The organism is Streptomyces spongiicola (assembly GCF_003122365.1).
GTDB classification, from domain to species: Bacteria; Actinomycetota; Actinomycetes; order Streptomycetales; family Streptomycetaceae; genus Streptomyces; species Streptomyces spongiicola.
Map to the genome: position 1 here is coordinate 1,373,655 of NZ_CP029254.1, position 17,036 is coordinate 1,390,690.

At 71.1% G+C, this 17,036-nt stretch carries 9 protein-coding genes, 3 tRNA genes and 1 pseudogene; 5 read left to right on the top strand and 8 right to left on the bottom strand.

Annotated elements, in window-relative coordinates; all coding sequences use genetic code 11:
- Positions 1-455: 455 nt before the first annotated feature.
- On the bottom strand, positions 456-1,283 hold the full coding sequence (locus DDQ41_RS05965) for a hypothetical protein (RefSeq protein WP_162602618.1): 828 nt from the start codon (positions 1,281-1,283) through the stop codon (positions 456-458).
- Positions 1,284-1,395: 112 nt separating this feature from the next.
- Complete coding sequence (locus tag DDQ41_RS31165) at positions 1,396-1,899, bottom strand: hypothetical protein (RefSeq protein ID WP_147317759.1); 504 nt, start codon at positions 1,897-1,899, stop codon at positions 1,396-1,398.
- Between the two features lie 934 nt (positions 1,900-2,833).
- On the opposite strand from DDQ41_RS31165, the gene DDQ41_RS05970 reads away from it, so the two are divergent.
- Entirely contained in the window at positions 2,834-3,400 is a 567-nt protein-coding gene (locus tag DDQ41_RS05970) for a CHAT domain-containing protein (RefSeq protein WP_109293541.1), read from the top strand.
- 764 nt (positions 3,401-4,164) lie between these two features.
- On the opposite strand, the gene DDQ41_RS05975 is transcribed toward DDQ41_RS05970, so the two are convergent.
- From DDQ41_RS05975 to DDQ41_RS05985, 3 genes are all read right to left on the bottom strand, one after another.
- A tRNA-Ile gene (locus tag DDQ41_RS05975) sits at positions 4,165-4,241 on the bottom strand.
- Positions 4,242-4,417: 176 nt separating this feature from the next.
- A tRNA-Asn gene (locus DDQ41_RS05980) sits at positions 4,418-4,490 on the bottom strand.
- A 5-nt stretch (positions 4,491-4,495) separates the two neighbouring features.
- Positions 4,496-4,568: transfer RNA gene (locus DDQ41_RS05985), tRNA-Asn, on the bottom strand.
- 252 nt (positions 4,569-4,820) lie between these two features.
- Between DDQ41_RS05985 and DDQ41_RS05990 the strand changes: the two genes are divergently transcribed.
- From DDQ41_RS05990 to DDQ41_RS06005, 4 genes are all read left to right on the top strand, one after another.
- Entirely contained in the window at positions 4,821-5,120 is a 300-nt protein-coding gene (locus DDQ41_RS05990) for a hypothetical protein (protein ID WP_109293542.1), read from the top strand.
- 736 nt (positions 5,121-5,856) lie between these two features.
- Positions 5,857-7,296, top strand: a complete 1,440-nt coding sequence (locus DDQ41_RS05995; protein WP_109293543.1) for an FGGY family carbohydrate kinase — start codon at positions 5,857-5,859, stop codon at positions 7,294-7,296.
- A gap of 316 nt (positions 7,297-7,612) precedes the next feature.
- The gene (locus tag DDQ41_RS06000; RefSeq protein WP_109293544.1) at positions 7,613-9,346 is read left to right on the top strand and encodes an ABC transporter ATP-binding protein; all 1,734 of its coding nucleotides are present in this window, start codon (positions 7,613-7,615) and stop codon (positions 9,344-9,346) included.
- Entirely contained in the window at positions 9,346-11,271 is a 1,926-nt protein-coding gene (locus DDQ41_RS06005) for an ABC transporter ATP-binding protein (RefSeq protein WP_109293545.1), read from the top strand. Before DDQ41_RS06000 ends, DDQ41_RS06005 begins: the two co-directional genes overlap by 1 nt.
- A gap of 338 nt (positions 11,272-11,609) precedes the next feature.
- On the opposite strand, the pseudogene DDQ41_RS32985 reads toward DDQ41_RS06005, so the two are convergent.
- The 3 genes and pseudogenes from DDQ41_RS32985 to DDQ41_RS06025 form a co-directional block, all read right to left on the bottom strand.
- Positions 11,610-12,551 (bottom strand): annotated as a pseudogene (locus DDQ41_RS32985) (RNA polymerase sigma factor); the annotation flags it as partial.
- Between the two features lie 877 nt (positions 12,552-13,428).
- Positions 13,429-15,336 carry a DNA primase gene (dnaG, locus tag DDQ41_RS06020; protein WP_109293547.1) on the bottom strand — a complete coding sequence of 636 codons (1,908 nt, stop codon included), beginning with the start codon at positions 15,334-15,336 and terminating at the stop codon, positions 13,429-13,431.
- 9 nt (positions 15,337-15,345) lie between these two features.
- Entirely contained in the window at positions 15,346-16,614 is a 1,269-nt protein-coding gene (locus DDQ41_RS06025; protein ID WP_109293548.1) for an NAD(P)/FAD-dependent oxidoreductase, read from the bottom strand.
- Between the last annotated feature and the right edge of the window lie 422 nt (positions 16,615-17,036).

The following is a 17,036-nucleotide window of genomic DNA, read 5'->3' on the forward strand; positions in this document are numbered from 1 at the left end:
GGGGCTCTCGAACAGCCGGAGAACTGGCCGGTCTCTCAACTCGCTGCGAGGAGGGTTCTTGAGGAAGTGGATCAGCCGTATCGGCGACAGCAGTAGTCTGTGCGAGTCCGGCCAGGACCGCTGCGGACGCAAGGCCGGCGACCCAGCTCCGGGCGTGTCTGGACACTTTCAACTCTTACCTTCCTTTTGGTCAGGTCTTGACCTCAGCGGAAAGGGCCGCCGCCGTAGCCCTGGCGGGGGAGCAGGGCTACGGCGGCGGTCTGGAGGCTCCACGTCGGTGCCTGACAGTCGCTGGTACTGAAGGCGCCTCCTGGTAGCCAGCACGTCCGCCACGACTTGGACTGCTCGGCCGGGCGCCCCTCCGCACGGATCCGGGATCCGAGCGGGAGCGGCGCGGACTTCCGCACGGTGGGCGATGCTTGGAGGTGCGCGTACGGTTGGGGCCCGCCTGATGGCTACCTCGCCAAGGCAGTCGCCTTCGCGACAGTGGCTTTGTGCTGCACCCGTGCGGCCTCAAGGGCTGCGTGATGCTTCTTGATCCCACTCTGCTGAAGTTGAACCTCAGCTTCGAACCAGGTCTTCTCGACCTGATAGCGGTCCCGGCATGCCACATCGGCCTTCGCCGTGGCGATCTCCAGATCGGTCACTTCGTCTCGTGCGGCGAAGCGCGGATCATCGTTCGCGTCCATGGGCCGTGCGTACACGTAGCCCTTGGACTTCATACAGGCCGACCACTGTCTGAACGCCTCCTCTACGGAGGGGGATTCTTCGGCAGCCTTGAACGACTGAGTGTTGATCTCCTGCACGATGCTTGCTTCTTGCACAGGCGGCACCTGGGCATCGGCCGTCGCCGCGCATGCCTTCAGCACACCGTCGTCCGCACCTGACCGGTCAACCGCTCCCACCGCCAAAGCCTCGTCGTAGGCTTGCTGCCGAGCAGGATCAGGGTGATAGCCGTGCTGTGCGGCTTGTGCGGCGTCGTGCACCCCGTACCGCCAGTCGGTCGGCGTGTCTCCTCCGAGCGCGGGAAGATCGGGCGCAGGAACCCACTGCTCGAAACCCGCCTTGGCCATGCATTCATCGATCAGCTTGTCCCGGGCCACACTGACGACGCGCGTCTCGGAGGCTGTGGGCGCGTATGCCTCGACCGGAAGCTTCCACGTTGCCGGATCGCGTGGGTCACCCACGACCGCTGGCGGCGCCGCAATCCCTGACCGACCCGCCTCACCAGTCAGCGCCGTCGTCGCTCGCGAATCTTCCTGCGAGAGGATTCCGACTGCCAAGACCCCTGCGGCAACCGTCACGGCTACTGCGACCGGAACGCCTATTGTTACAAGCCGGCTCCTCGGCTTCATGGCTCAACTCCCCCTTAGAATGTTCTGAGAAACCTTGTCTTCAGGCCCACAGGAACGAGGCGTTCTGGTTGTACACGTTCCGGAACCGGTCGATGTGCTGGTAAGGGGCCATCGCATCGTATGGCCCCTTGTAGCCGCTGTTGTAGTGCACACGAGCCGTGTATTTATAGTGCTCGTTCTCCCCAGAGGCCGCATTGTTCTTGATTTTCTGTCCTGAACCGGGCAGGGGACGACTCCCGCCTGTAATACAGTACTTGAGAGGGTGGTCGTGACCGTCACCGGGACGAAGCGCATCAAAGTTGTATACGGCCCATCCTATGTTTCTGTACGCACCGTTTTGGCCAGAGTTGAAATATATATGGAACTTGAAAGCCGACTCATAGGGTATATCGCAGGCAGCCTCGTTTCCGAGGTTGTCGGCGTCCGAACCCGGCGGCCAGTCAGCGTATGCCGGACTGGAGATCAACAAGGCCGCAGCCGCAGTCGCAAAAACAACGCCGGCTCTTTTCATAAACTCCCCCTCTGTATGCAGCAGGGAGGCCACATCTACTGGCACAACCCCCGTTACCGATGCATGAAGTGAATGCTTTCTACTTCGCGGCCCGCTCCACCCTCGATCCCAGTGAAAGCTTGCCGATGATCACTCCAGCCCCGAGAGCATATATGCATGACCACCCGCCCTGGACTATCCAACCCAAGAGGGGGCCGAAAATGCACCAAACGGCCGCGCCGCACACAGAGCACGGGCACCGCCCCCACCTGCAGCGTCTCCAGCCGAAGGAAGTCGACTCAGCCCTACCCCAACCAGAACCGGAATGACTCATATAGGCACCCAGTTGAAGACTCTCCGCAGTAGCCCATTACCAGAGCACCCCTCTTCGCAGAAAGTTACATCGCGCCGGATGTCACATCCAGTCGCCGAGATGCGCCACCTCCGACGAGAATCAGACATTCCCCATGTAGGGGTTACCGGATAAGACCGCTTCGGACGGCATCCCTCCCGCCCTCGCGCTCTCGTTGGAAGACATCGCCCACCTCGGCAACCTCGGGGCATGCATCCGTTCCGCCCCCGGGTACCGGGCCGCGCAGGATGCCCTGGACACCGCGCTCCGAGCGGCGTTCCGGTATCGGCATGAAGGCGTCAGCTGGGCCGGCAGGAGGGCGTCGGCTGGGCCGCCATCGTGCGTGCACTCGGGGTCGCCGAGGCGGAGCTCCGGCACCGTATGGGGGAGACCAGAGACAAGCCACCCGGGCCACGCCCACCAGCCCCGGCATCGCCACGCATCGGTGCCCGGCCCGGCCACGGAGCCGCCACTCAGCAGGCGTCACATCCTCGGATGGCTGCGAGGCGGACTCGAACGGGTGAGTGGGTCCAAGTCGAGCCGATTTTGGTGGGGCCAAGTGCACCGTGAAAGCCATCCCAGCACGCCGTTCTCTTCTCGGCCGCCTTCTCCTCGTACACCGCCGGCAGAGGTGCCGTGGCACCCGTAGGCATCACCCGCCGCGTGCTCTTCCCCTCTGGCGACGCACGCCCCGGCGGCAACGACCTCGGCTCCGAGGCCGCCTGTATCCGGCAGGCCCTCGTCGGCAGCCTGGTCCAGGTCAGCGAAATGGCAGCGTTCGGGCTCGCCGAGATCTGCCGGGCGCTGGACGATCACGCCCCCGCGATCCTTCACCTCGCGGCGCACAGTTCCTTCGGCGGCATTCACCTGGCCCAGGACGGAAGTGATCTCTGCATCGCCTACACGGACCTGTGCGCGCAGATCGCCCGCGCACGCTTCCCGCCCCGCCTCGCCGTCCTCAACGTCTGCGACTCCGCTCCACTGGCCGCCGAGATGTCCAAGACCGTCACCGCAGCAATCGGCTGGTCCCACGCCCTCGACGACGGGCAGGCGCAGGTCTTCACGCGGCAGCTCTACCGCTCCCTTGCCGAACGCCGATCCGTCGGCGACAGCTGCGAGGACGCCGAAGCCGCACTGTCCGGTCCCCATCCGGGCTGCCCGCCACCCGTACCGCACGGCGACACCGGCGGCCGTGCCCTGTGAGAGCCCCGACACCAGACGCCCTGTGCACCGGCACCGGCACCGGCACCGGCACCGGCACGGAGGCGAACGCATATCCGAGGCCGCGGGCTTCGTGTCCCCGCCGCGGAAGAGCGGGCTCCCCGGCCCGACCGTTCAGGGAACCGGTGGAAGCACCCCCTGGACGGCGCCTCCGAGCGCGCCTTCGGCCCCTCGCCGGAGCTGCCGAAGGGACGTTGGGGAGCCTCGCGGAAGGCGGCCGTCGTCCGCCGGCTCCGGTTCGACGTCCACGACTGCGTCTCGTCGCGGGAGGCGAGTCCGCCACCTTCCGGCCCCGTGAAGTCAACCCGGGGCCTCCTTCAAGAAGACCCACATGATCAATCGGTGGCACCTGAACCTTCCGCGGACATCGCCTCTGTCGCCGACGTCCGCGGAACTCGCCTTCCAGGGCACGGGCGCTGTGGACACGATCTGCTCTGGGGCCTCGGCACAGAACGGCGAGCGGCCCCGGGGCCCTTGCCGGCGGAACCCGAGCCACTGGACCGGCAGAAGCCACGGAGAGCGGTCACTCGACCCGGCGTGCGGCGCGTCACACGCCGGAGCCATGGGATCGCCGTGGGATCATCCTGATGACTTGACGCTCCCGCTCCGCCGACAACCCCAGGTCAAGGCAGTCCAGGCCCGGCAGGACAGGCCGGAGACGCCGCCTGTCGCCACACCGATGCGAGGCGATCGCCACACGCGGAATCACCCCTCAGGGGTGTTTCCGCAGCTCAGAACGTTTTTCTTGGTGGGGCGGGTGGGACTCGAACCCACGGCCGACGGATTATGAGTCCGCTGCTCTAACCGGCTGAGCTACCGCCCCCAACGGCGCGTCGCGCACATGTGTGCGCGCCGTCTGCCGCAGCATAGCCGCTCATACGATCTCCTGCTTCGGATGGTCGGCAACGCCACGATCATGGGGACGGCGATGCCTGCCCGCGCGGTTCCCCGGGCGGTGACATGAAAAAGGACCCCCGAGGGGCCCCTCTTCCGCTTCCGCTCCCCCGGCTGGACTCGAACCAGCAACCCTCCGGTTAACAGCCGAATGCTCTGCCAATTGAGCTACAGGGGATCGCGCTCCCCCGACTGGACTCGAACCAGTAACCTGCCGGTTAACAGCCGGCTGCTCTGCCAATTGAGCTACAGGGGATTGCCGCGTGTGCATCGAACGTACCCACCCCGGGTGCTCCCGGGCGGCGCTCGCTCGCTGCGACACATACATTAGCGCAAGCAGGGGGGTGCTCCGCCAATCGGTTCCCCCCGGTGACCACGCGGTGAACTCCGGGCCGGCACCCGGGGTGATCGCAGGGTGATCTCGGGGCCGTGCGGGTAGGCGAGCACCGCGGCCTCACGGTCCGTATCGAATCGGCGTCGGTGACGACGCCTGCGAAGGGTGGCAGCCATGCGCTACCGGCTCACGTTCATGGCCGGACTCGGTGTGGGATACGTGCTCGGCGCACGGGCCGGGCATCAGCGGTACGAGCAGATGAAGAAGGCGGCACGGGAGTTCGCGCAGAACCCCGCCGTGCGGAACGCGGCGGAGTCCGCCGCGCAGTCCAGCCGCGAGATCGCGGGCAGGGCGCTGCACGTGGTGAGCGACAAGGTCGGCGACCGGATGCCCGACGCGGTGGCCGAGCGGGTGCGGTCGCTCCGGGAACGGAGTCGGGGCGGCGAGGACGACTGGGGCACGAGCAACACCTAGTGCCGCCTCGGGCAGGGTCTGCGCGTCGGCAGCGGCGCGGAGCGGCGTCCGGTCCGGTGCGGTGGATCGCAGGGCGCCGGATCGGCCTCGCAGCGGGTCTGCCCGGTTGGTTTCGGCAGCGCGGCGAGTCGCCGTGCCGGGCGTCGCGACGGGGCGAACGTTGCCCGATGCGGTGCCCAGCGGCCGGGGCGGGCGGCGAAAGCAGCTCCGTCCGCCCGCGGGCCGGGAGGGACCGTCGCCCCACGCCCCAGGCGTCCGGCCTGGACGGGGCCGGAACCGTCCAGGCCGGAGAGCCCCCGCACCCTTCCGGCACGCCCGGCCCTGCTCCGTAACTGCACGTCCCGGCCCGCCCCGATCCGTAGCGGCTCGTCCCGCCCCGCCCTGCTCCGTAGCGGCACGTCCCGGCCCGAGCCCCGTGCCCTTCCGGCACGGGGCTCGCCTCGTGAGGCGTTGTCCCATCCGGAGGAACGCGGCTCCCGGGGTCCCGCGCGCGGGCCGCCGCCCCCGCGCGGGCCGCCGGCACGGCGCAGCGCCCGGCTGCCGGGTGCCCGGGCCCGGAAGGCGCCCCGGAGCGACGAGCCGGCTCCTCCCCCCGGCGGTTCCGCCCGGTCCCCGCCGGTTCCGCCCGGTCCCCGCCGGTTCCGGCCGGTCCCCGCCGGTGCGGCCCGTACGGCCCCCGCTCCGTTCCATGGCCCTCGGCCGTGGGAGTGGCGCGAGTGCGGCAGAATCTGAGGGCATGGGGATAGTTGCCGGGCTGGACAGTTCGTCCGCATTCACACGCATCGTCGTCTGCGACGCGGACACGGGCGCCGTGCTGCGCCAGGGGTACGCACCGCATCCCGTCGAAGCCAGGGCCACCGACGTCGATCCGCAGGCGTGGCTGCTGTCGCTGGGTGAGGCCGCCGCCGGGGGCCTGCTCGAAGGCGTGCAGGCCATCGGCGTGTCCGCGCAGCAGCACGGGCTGATAGCGCTGGACTCCTCCGGCGCCCCGGTGCGGCCCGCGATGGTCGGCAACGACAAGCGGGCCCAGGCGGCGGCCGCCGATCTGGTCGAGGCGTTCGGCGGGCGGCAGGCGTGGGCCGAGGCCGTCGGCTCCGTACCCCAGGCCGGGCTGCCCGTGTCGAAGCTGCGGTGGCTGGCGCGGAACGAACCGGAGGCGGCCCGGCGCACCTCGCTGGTGCTCCAGCCCCATGACTGGCTGGTGTGGCAGCTCCTGGGCCGGCCGGCGCGGAGGACGACCGACCGAGGTGCCGCGTCCGCGACCGGGTACTGGTCCGCGGGCACGGGCTCGTACCGCCCCGATCTCGTGGGGCTCGCGCTCGGCCACGAGGCGGCGCTGCCCGAGGTGCTGGGGCCGGCCGACTCCGCCGGAACGACGCCGGAGGGCCTGCTGATCTCGGCCGGTACCGGTGAGACGATGGCGGCCGCGTTCGGGCTGGGGCTCGGCACGGGGGACGCGGTGGTGTCCCTCGGAGCCACCGGGTCCGTGATGGCGATCCACCACGAGGCGCTCGCGGACCCCTCCGGAATGATCACGTCGTTCGCCGACGCGACCGGTATGCATCTGCCGGTCGTGCACACCCTCAACGCCGTGCGCGCGCTGCGCGGCACCGCCGAGATGCTCGGCGTCGAGGATCTGTCCGAGCTGTCGGAGCTGGCGATGAAGTCCACCCCGGGAGCCTCCGGTCTGGTCCTGCTCCCCTATCTGGAGGGTGAGCGCACCCCGAGTCTGCCGCACACCGCGGGCACCCTGACGGGACTGCGGCGCGAGTCGATGAAGCCCGAGCATCTGGCACGTGCCGCGTTCGAGGGCATGCTGTGCTCGCTGGCCGACGCGCTGGACGTCCTTCGCGGCAGGGGCGTGGTGGTGCGCCGGGTGTTCCTGCTGGGGCAGGCGGCGGAGCTGCCGGCGGTCCAGGCGGGTGCCCCAGCGATCTTCGCCGCGCAGGTCGTCGTGCCGCAGCCCGCCGACTACGCGGCGCGGGGCGCGGCCCGGCAGGCGGCGTGGGCGCTGGGCACGGTGCAGGGGACGCTGAACCCGCACGCCCCGCCGTCCTGGCAGGGCGCGGCGGCGCAGGTCTTCGAGGCGGGTGACGAACTCGCCGTCGGCCAGGCCGTGCGCCAGCAGTACGCGGCGACGCGGGAGCAGATCCACCCGGGGGCGTTCAACCCGTGACCGGTGGTGCGGCTGCTGCCGGTTGACGCCCCGCCGGCGGGACGGCCCCACGTCCGCGCCCGGCGCGCCGTCCCCGACCGCACCCCTGCCCCCACCTCCGGCCGCGCCCCCCGACCGCGCACCTGTCCCGCCACCGACCGCATCCCCCGACCGCGCACCTGCCCCCGCCACCGACCGCTCCTGCGGACGGGTCCGCCCGTACTGCCGTCCACGCGGGCGTTCTTGACCGGGCCTTGGCGAAAACCCCTGGGTGCCCGGTGGCGCGGTACCGGAGTATGGGGACGACTCCACGAATGCCCCCGATCGAGAGACCGCCGTGCTCATACGACTCCTCCGGACGTTCCTGCGTCCCCACCGGCAAGCGATCACCCTGCTGGTGACGCTTCAGCTGCTCCAGACCGGCGCCACCCTCTATCTGCCCACACTCAACGCGGACATCATCGACAACGGCGTCGTACGTGGGGATACCGGATACATCCTGACATTCGGCGCACTGATGACCGGCATCAGCGTCGTCCAGGTCGTCTGCAGCACCGGGGCCGTGTACTACGGCGCGCGGACCGCCGCCGCGCTCGGACGGGACGTGCGGGCCGCGGTGTTCGACCGGGTCCAGTCGTTCTCGGCCCGCGAGGTGGGGCGCTTCGGCGCGCCGTCGCTCATCACCCGGACGACCAACGACGTCCAGCAGGTCCAGACGCTGGTACTGATGGCGTTCACGCTGATGGTCTCGGCGCCGATCATGTGCGTCGGCGGCATCGTGCTGGCCCTGTCCCTCGACGTTCCGCTGTCGGCGGTGCTGCTCGCGGTCGTACCGGTGCTGGGCGTCTCGGTGTCGCTGATCGTCAGGAGGATGCGGCCGCTGTTCCGGACCGTGCAGGAGCGGCTCGACACGGTCAACCGGGTACTGCGGGAGCAGATCACCGGAAACCGCGTGATCAGGGCCTTTGTGAAGGACACCTACGAGGCCGGGCGGTTCCGCCTGGCGAACACCGAACTGACGGACGTGTCGATGGCGACGGGCCGCCTGATGGCGCTGATGTTCCCCATCGTGATGACCGTCGTGAACGTGTCGAGCGTCGCCGTCGTCTGGTTCGGCGCCCACCGCATCGAGAGCGGTGCGATGCAGATCGGCGCCCTCACCGCCTTCCTCGCCTATCTGATGCAGATCGTCATGGCCGTGATGATGGCCACCTTCATGTTCATGATGGTGCCGCGCGCCGAGGTCTGCGCCGAGCGCATCGCGGAGGTCCTGGCGACCGAGTCGAGCGTGGTGCCGCCGCCCGCCCCGGTCCGCGAGACGGCGCGGCGCGGCCATCTGGAGGTCCGCGGCGCCGGCTTCCGCTACCCGGGCGCGGAGCAGCCCGTGCTGTACGGGGTGGACCTGGTGGCCCGGCCCGGGGAGACGACCGCGATCATCGGCTCGACGGGCAGCGGCAAGTCGACCCTGCTGGGGCTGGTTCCGAGGCTGTTCGACGTCACCGGCGGCGAGGTCCTCGTGGGCGGCGTCGACGTACGGGAGCTGGATCCGGCGCTGATGGCGCGGGCCGTGGGGCTGGTGCCGCAGAAGCCGTACCTCTTCTCGGGGACGGTGGCGACGAACCTGCGCTACGGGAATCCCGGCGCGAGTGACGCGGAGCTGTGGCGGGCACTGGAGGTCGCGCAGGCCGCGGACTTCGTGCGCGAGCTGGACGGCGGGCTCGACGCGCCCGTCGCCCAGGGCGGCACGAACGTGTCGGGCGGCCAGCGGCAGCGGCTCGCGATCGCGCGCACGCTGGTGCAGCGGCCGGAGATCTACCTGTTCGACGACTCCTTCTCCGCGCTGGACTACGCGACCGACGCGGCACTGCGCGGCGCTCTGGCGCTGGAGACCGCCGAGTCGACGGTCGTGATCGTCGCCCAGCGGGTGTCGACCATCCGCGACGCCGACCGGATCGTGGTCCTCGACGAGGGCCGGGTCGTCGGCACGGGCCGCCATCACGAACTGATGGACGGCAACGAGACCTACCGGGAGATCGTCCTCTCCCAGCTGACAGAGGCGGAGGCTGCCTGATGGCCGGTCCCGGCGGACGCATGATGATGGGCCAGTCCGGCGAGCGGAGCATGGACTTCAAGGGCTCGGGACGGCGGCTGCTGCGGCAGCTGCTGCCGGAGAAGGGGGCCCTGTGGGTGATGGTCACGGCCGGCGTGGGGAGCGTGGCGCTGTCGGTGGCCGGCCCGTGGATCCTCGGCAAGGCCACCGACCTGGTCTTCGCGGGCGTGGTGGGACGGGAGCCGCCGGCCGGGCTGTCCCGGGACGAGGCAGTCGAGGCGCTGCGCGAGCGCGGTGACGGAGGCCTGGCGGACATGCTGTCCGCGGTGGACTTCACGCCCGGCCGCGGAATCGACTTCACCGCCGTCGGCGGGGTGCTGCTCGCCGCACTCGCGGCGTTCGCGGTCGCGGGGCTGCTGATGCTGGTGTCGACACGGGCGTCGACCCGGGTCATCAACCGGACCGTGTACCGGATGCGCGAGGACGTGCAGGCGAAGCTCGCGCGGCTGCCGCTGGCGTACTTCGACCAGGCCAGACGCGGTGAGGTGCTGAGCCGGGCGACGAACGACATCGACAACATCTCGCAGACGATGCAGCAGTCGATGGGCCAGCTCATCAACTCCCTGCTGACGATCGTCGGTGTGCTGGCGATGATGTTCTGGATCTCGCCGCTGCTGGCCCTGGTCGCGCTGGTGACCGTGCCGCTCTCGGTGGCGGTGGCCGCGTGGGTCGGCAAGCTCTCCCAGCCGCAGTTCGTCCGGCAGTGGCAGTCGACGGGCCGGCTCAACGCGCACATCGAGGAGATGTACTCCGGCCACACCCTGGTGAAGGTCTTCGGGCGCCAGGGGCAGTCGGCACGGGAGTTCGCCGAGCAGAACGAGGCGCTGTACGAGGCGGGGTTCCGGGCCCAGTTCGGCAGCGGGGTCATGCAGCCGCTGATGTACTTCGTCTCCAACCTCAACTATGTGCTGGTGGCGGTCGTCGGCGGGCTGCGGGTCGCGTCCGGCACACTGTCGATCGGCGACGTGCAGGCGTTCATCCAGTACTCGCGGCAGTTCTCGATGCCGCTGACGCAGGTGGCGTCGATGGCGAACCTGGTGCAGTCCGGGGTGGCGTCCGCCGAGCGGATCTTCGATCTGCTGGACGCCGGGGAGCAGGCCCCCGACCCGGTCCGCGGGGCCCGTCCCGGGCAGGCGCGGGGCGCGGTCGCGCTGGAGAAGGTGTCCTTCCGCTACGACCCGCTGAAGCCGCTCATCGAGGATCTGTCGCTTGCGGTCGAGCCGGGCCAGAAGGTCGCGATCGTCGGCCCGACGGGGGCCGGCAAGACCACGCTGGTCAATCTGCTGATGCGGTTCTACGAGGTGACCGGCGGCCGGATCACCCTGGACGGGGTGGACGCGGCCGCGATGTCCCGGGACGACCTGCGCGCCGGGATCGGGATGGTGCTCCAGGACACCTGGCTGTTCGGCGGCACGATCGCGGAGAACATCGCCTACGGCGCCTCCCGCGAGGTCACCCGGGAGGAGATCGAGGAGGCGGCGCGGGCGGCCCACGCCGACCGCTTCGTGCGGACCCTCCCCGACGGCTACGACACGGTCGTCGACGACGAGGGGTCCGGTGTCAGCGCCGGCGAGAAGCAGCTGATCACGATTGCCCGGGCGTTCCTCTCCGACCCGGCGATCCTGGTGCTGGACGAGGCCACCAGCTCGGTCGACACCCGCACCGAGGTGCTGATCCAGAAGGCGATGGCCCGGCTCGCCCACGGGCGCACGTCGTTCGTCATCGCGCACCGGCTCTCCACCGTGAGGGACGCGGACGTGATCCTGGTGATGGAGAACGGTTCCATCGTCGAACAGGGCACGCACGAGGAGCTGCTGCCGGCGGGGGGCGCGTACGCGCGGCTGTACGCGGCGCAGTTCGCCCAGGCGGTCGCCGAGGTCGACTGACAGTGAGGACGTGACGTGGTGACGCTGCGGCTGAGGCACGCCGGCGCCGGGCCCGGGATCCCGGCCGCCAGGGTCCGCGTCACGTTCGTCGAGTTCGTCACGTTCGCCAGGGTCCGGCGGGATCCGGCGGGGTCCGGCGGGGTCCGGCGGGGCGCACGGCCGGATCCACGTCCCGGCCGGCAGAGTCCGGCGAGGCGCACGACCGGATCCACGTCCCGGCCGCCAGAGTCCGGCGGAGCGCACGACCGGGGCCCGCGGGGGTTGCGCCCGGAGGCCCGCGGGGTCACCGGCCGGGAGACCCGCCGGGCCGCGGCCGGGCTCGTCGGAGGTGGGAACGGTCAGTCGAGATAGCCGCGCAACTGGTCGGCGTAGGCGTGGTCGCGCAGCTTGCCGAGGGTCTTGGACTCGATCTGGCGGATGCGTTCGCGGGTGACGCCGAAGATCCGGCCGATCTCCTCCAGGGTGCGGGGCCGGCCGTCGGCCAGTCCGTACCGCAGCTGGACCACCTTGCGCTCCCGCTCGCCGAGCGTGGAGAGGACGGCTTCGAGGTGCTGCCGCAGCAGCAGGAAGGCGGCGGACTCCACGGGCGACGCGGCGTCGCCGTCCTCGATGAGGTCGCCGAGGGCGACGTCGTCCTCCTCGCCGACCGGCGCGTGCAGCGAGACCGGCTCCTGGGCGAGCCGCAGGACCTCGCCGACGCGTTCGGGCGCAAGATCGAGCTGGGCGGCGACCTCCTCGGCCGTGGGCTCGCAGCCGCGTTCCTGGAGCAGCCGCCGCTGGACCCGTACGACCCGGTTGATGAGTTCCACGACATGGACGGGCACACGGATGGTCCGGGCCTGGTCGGCGAGAGCCCGGGACATGGCCTGGCGGATCCACCAGGTGGCGTACGTGGAGAACTTGTAGCCGCGTGCGTAGTCGAACTTCTCGACGGCGCGGATCAGCCCGAGGTTGCCCTCCTGGACGAGGTCGAGCATGGTCAGTCCGCGCCCGACGTACCGCTTGGCGACGGACACGACGAGCCGCAGATTGGCCTCGATGAGCCGGCGCTTGGCCATCCGGCCCATGACGACGAGCCGGTCGAGGTCGAGGGCTAGCTGGGAGTCGAGGTCGGGGGTGCTGCCCAGCTTCTCCTCGGCGAAGAGGCCCGCCTCCACCCGCCGGGCGAGTTCCACCTCCTCGGCCGCGCTGAGCAGCGGGATCCTCCCGATCTCCCGCAGATACTGCCGGAACAGGTCGGAGGAGGGCGCGTGGCCGCCCGCGTCCCTGCGGACCGGCGGGCCGGGGGACTCGACAAGCACGGGTGAGGCGGAACGGCCGTGGGGCTCGCCTGACCCCGGGGACTCGGGGCGCCGGTGGGACCCGGAGGGCTGATGGGACCCGGAGAGTTGATCGGACTCAGGGGACCCATGGAACTCAGGAGACCCATGGAACCCGGAGGGCTGATGGGACCCCGAGGGCTGATCGGACTCGGGGGACCCATGGAACTCAGGAGACCCATGGAACCCGGAGGGCTGATGGGACCCCGAGGGCTGATCGGGCTCGGGGGACCCATGGAACTCAGGAGACCCATGGAACCCGGAGGGCTGATGGGACCCGGAGGCCTCGGGCGGGCCCTCCGCGCCGGGTCCGTCCTCCGCCTCCATGTCGTCCGGCGCCGGTGGGGGCTCGTTCTCGGGGTGGTGCGCTGCCCTGCTCTGCGCGGGGACCGCCGTGAACGGCTCGGCTTCGGTCAGGGTGCGGGTCTGCACGGGGGCGACCTCCAGAGTGGGTGCTGCCGGAAGGGGGGCAGGCGGCAGCGGGACGGGGACGGCGGCCGGGCCGCCGTCCGTCCCGTACACGATGAGCGGATCCGCGGGATTGAGTGGCCCGCCTGCCGTGGACCGGCCGCGCTCCGGGGACTCAGGCACCGCACCCCAGTGTGGGGTACGACACATCACCGCCACGAGGGGCGTGCGGTGACTTTTTGCGTCCGGCGCGTGACCGCGCGGTCACCGATGGGCCGGGGGGTGCGGGCGCCGGGGCGCGGCACGCGCCGGACCGCAGCGGGCGCCGGGGCGGGGCCGCGTCCCGCCCCTGTGCCCGACGCGGCGGGGCGCGCGTCCCGGCCGGTGCCGCCGATCAGCGGAGCGGCGACGAGACCGGCGCCGGGTCCCGTCAGAGCGCGTCGGCGCCGCGGTTGCGGAGCGACCGGGCGTACTGCTGGAGCACCCAGAGCTCGTTCTGCACGGCGGCGATCCGCTGGGGGTCGGCCTGGGCACCGACACGGGCCAGGGTGCCCTGGACCTCGCTGATACGGCGGTCGACGGCGCGCAACCGGACCTGGACGAGCTGGACGCCCGCGTAGCTCTCGTCGACGGTCCTGGAGTGGACTGATTCCACCGCGAGTTCGGTGACCATCGCGCGGACGGAGTCGTCGGGCGCGGCCTCCCGGACGCGGGCCAGATAGGCGGGCGGGTCGGGGACGCCGGGCTCCGCGCCGCCCGCGTCGGCGATCGCCTGGCGCACGGCCGCGTACGGCGGGGCCGTGAACTCGTCCGCGCCGTAGGCGTCGAAGGCGGGCGACACCAGCTCCGGATGCTGGAGGGCGAGCTTCAGCAGTTCGCGCTCGGTGCGGTGGGCGGGACTGCGCAGATTGAGCGCCGGCCCGTCCGGGCGCGGGGCGGGGGGTGCGGTGCCGTACCGCGGGGAGTGGGGTGCGGGGGCGGGCCCCCGGCCGCCGCCGGTCCCCCGCTCCCGGGCCCACCGGGCGAGTTGTGCGACGCGGCGCACCACGAACTGCGTGTCGAGGATGCCCAGCAGGCCGGCCAGCTGGACGGCGACCTCGTGCTGGGAGGCGCTGTTCTTGATCCGCGCGACGATGGGCGCCGCTTCGTCGAGGGCGGCGGCCCTGCCGACCGGGGTCTCCAGGTCGTACGCCTTCACGATCTGCCGGATCGCGAACTCGAACAGCTGGTTGCGCGGCTCGGCCAGCTCCCGCACTGCCTCGTCGCCCTTGGCGAGCCGCAGGTCGCACGGGTCCATGCCGTCCGGGGCGACGGCGATGAAGGTCTCCGCGGCGAACTTCTGGTCGTCCTCGAAGGCCCGGAGCGCGGCCTTCTGACCGGCCGCGTCGCCGTCGAAGGTGAAGATCACCTTGGCGCTGCCGTTGTCCATCAGCAGCCGGCGGAGGATCTTGATGTGGTCGCCGCCGAAGGCGGTGCCGCAGGTCGCGATCGCCGTCGTGACACCCGCGAGATGGCAGGCCATCACGTCCGTGTACCCCTCCACGACCACGGCGCGGCTGGACTTGGCGATCTCCTTCTTCGCCAGGTCGATGCCGTAGAGCACCTGGGACTTGCGGTAGATCGCGGTCTCCGGGGTGTTCAGGTACTTCGGGCCGTTGTCGTCGTCGCGGAGTCTGCGCGCGCCGAAGCCGACCACATCGCCGGCGATGTCCCGGATCGGCCACATCAGCCGGCCGCGGAAGCGGTCGATGGGGCCGCGGCGGCCCTCCTGGGAGAGGCCGGAGAGCAGCAGCTCCTTGTCGGAGAAGCCCTTGCCGCGCAGGAAGCGGGTGAGGTGGTCCCAGCCGGCCGGGCTGTAGCCCACGCCGAAGTGCTGCGCGGCCGCCTGGTCGAAGCCGCGCTCCGCGAGGAACTTCCGGCCGGTCTCGGCCTCCGCCCCGTCGAGCTGCTCGGCGTAGTACCGGGCCGCGATGCGGTGGGCCTCCACCAGGCGGATGCGCTCGCCGCGCTGGTGGGCCGGGTTGTACCCGCCCTCCTCGTAGCGCAGGGTGATGCCGGCCTGGGCCGCGAGGCGCTCGACCGCCTCGGAGAACGACAGATGGTCGATCTTCATCACGAAGGCGATGGTGTCCCCGCCCTCCTGGCAGCCGAAGCAGTGGAAGAGGCCCTTGCCCGGACTGACCTGGAAGGAGGGGGACTTCTCGTCGTGGAAGGGGCACAGGCCCTTGAGGTTGCCACCGCCCGCGTTGCGCAGCTGGAGGTACTCGGACACGACGGAGTCGATGGGGACCGCGTCCCGCACCGCCTTCACGTCGTCGTCGTTGATCCGTCCCGCCACGGGTGAATCCTAAGGGGCGGGTGCGACAGCGCTGAGCGCAGTGCCCGGGTCGGCGAGGGCGTCCGGGTCGACGGCGCCGCGGGAGCGGACCAGCTGCTGGATGTCCTGTGTGACGTCCCACACGTTCACGTTCATCCCGGCGAGGACCTTGCGGTCCTTGAGCCAGAAGGCGATGAACTCGCGCTTGCCCGCGTCGCCGCGCAGCACGACCTGGTCGTAGCTGCCCGGCGGGGCCCAGCCGGAGTACTCCATGCCGAGGTCGTACTGGTCGGAGAAGAAGTACGGGACGCGGTCGAAGGAGACGTCGCGGCCGAGCATGGCGCGGGCGGCGGCGGGACCGCCGTGCAGGGCGTTGGCCCAGTGCTCCACGCGCAGCCGGATGCCGAGCAGGGGATGGTGGACGGCCGCGACGTCGCCGGCGGCGTAGATGTCCGGGTCGGAGGTGCGCAGGGAGGCGTCCACGGCGACGCCGCCGCCGTGCGCGCGGTCGACGAGCGCCAGTCCGGCGGTCTCGGCGAGACCGGTGCGGGGCGCGGCGCCGATCGCGGCGAGGACGCTGTGGGCGGGGTGCTCGTCGCCGTCCTCGGTACGGGCGGCGAGGACCATGCCGTCCTGTCCGACGATCTCGGAGAGCCGGCTGCCGAAGTGGAAGCGGACACCCCGCTCCCGGTGCAGGTCGGCGAAGAGCTGCCCCAGCTCGGGGCCGACGACCTGGTGCAGCGGAGTGGGCTCGGGCTCGACGACGGTGACCTCGGCCCCGTAGCCGCGGGCGGCGGCCGCGACCTCCAGCCCGATCCAGCCCGCCCCGGCGATCACCAGATGGCCGTTGTCGCGGCCGAGGGCGGCCAGGACCTGGCGCAGCCGGTCGGCGTGGGCGAGCCGGCGCAGATGGTGGACGCCGGCCAGGTCCGTCCCCGGCACCTCGAGGCGGCGCGGCTCGGCACCGGTGGCGAGCAGCAGCTTGTCGTAGTGGACGGCGGTGCCGTCGCCGAGCAGTACGGAGCGGTCCTCCCGGTCGACGGCGATGACGGACTGGCCGAGGTGCAGCTCGACGTCGTGCCGGGCATACCAGGCGGGCTCGTGGACGAAGACGGAGTCCCTTTCCTCCTTGCCGGTCAGATACCCCTTGGACAGAGGTGGCCGCTCGTAAGGGTGGTCGCGTTCGTCACCGATGATGATCACCCGGCCGGTGAAGCCCTCGGCACGGAGGGTCTCCGCCGCCTTGGCCCCGGCGAGTCCCCCACCCACGATGACGAAAGTCCGATGTGCGTCGACCACTTGATGCCTCCCTGTTCACGGCTGGAGGTCCCGGAGGTGTCCTCCGGGATGACACAGCACGCTACGCCGCCTTGCTTCGAGCGTCCCGCACGGAGCGTGATGGCGGAAGAGGGGCGCCCCGGCGGGCGTACCGGAACGGCTTATTCCGGTTCCCTGATCGCGGGGCGCACGATCCGGCGCGAAGCGGGGGCGGGGGCGCGTGGTCGCCGCGGATGCGCCGGGAGGGCGGGCGGCGCGCGGCCATCGGAAGCGGAACACCGGGACGGAGACCATCGGGACGGAGACCACCCGGGCCGAGACCACCGGGGCCGAGACCATCGGGACGGAAACCAACCGGGCCGAGACCACCGGGGCCGAGACCATCGGGACGGAAACCAACCGGGCCGAGATCATCGGGCGGGAACCAACCGCAGGGACCACCG

Bases quoted from the DNA above. Each gene is read 5' to 3' on its own strand.
- DDQ41_RS05995 (WP_109293543.1), top strand. From the start codon at position 5,857: ATGGGGATAGTTGCCGGGCTGGACAGTTCGTCCGCATTCACACGCATC.
- DDQ41_RS06005 (WP_109293545.1), top strand. From the start codon at position 9,346: ATGGCCGGTCCCGGCGGACGCATGATGATGGGCCAGTCCGGCGAGCGG.
- DDQ41_RS05990 (WP_109293542.1), top strand. From the start codon at position 4,821: ATGCGCTACCGGCTCACGTTCATGGCCGGACTCGGTGTGGGATACGTG.